The organism is Brachyspira pilosicoli (assembly GCF_019402445.1).
GTDB lineage: Bacteria > Spirochaetota > Brachyspiria > Brachyspirales > Brachyspiraceae > Brachyspira > Brachyspira pilosicoli_B.
The window spans coordinates 1-409 of the sequence record NZ_SRZM01000238.1; the positions used below are offsets into that span (position 1 = coordinate 1).

Annotated in this window: 1 pseudogene; it reads left to right on the top strand. The window is 26.4% G+C overall.

The window, feature by feature from the left end:
* Positions 1–409: pseudogene (locus E6A48_RS08090) on the top strand (lysozyme inhibitor LprI family protein); the annotation flags it as partial.

Sequence of the window (409 nt, forward strand, 5' to 3'; positions counted from 1 at the left end):
AATGATTTGAAAGATTATACTAAAGGCTCTAAATTTATAAGTTTCAGTAAATTTGATGAAGAAAAATATTTAGAATATATAGATGAAACAATGGGGTGGCGTATATATTTTCCATCCTTCTTTTTATGCGATATCAATAATGACGGCAAAGAAGAGTTAATGCTTTCAGGGGATTATGATTATGGCGGAGGAAGAGGCGGTACAGTGAATTTTACTTTACTTTTGAAAGAGAATTTGGAAGTAGATTTTGATTCAGAAATAGGACAGCTTATTAATAATAAAGATTATCAAGATTTAGAATGTATTCAAAAAATATATACTGAAGACGGTAAAAATAAAATGTTTTTATTAGATAAATCTTATAATAAAGCACTTGATATATTCATTGATAATAATGAAATAAAGAATG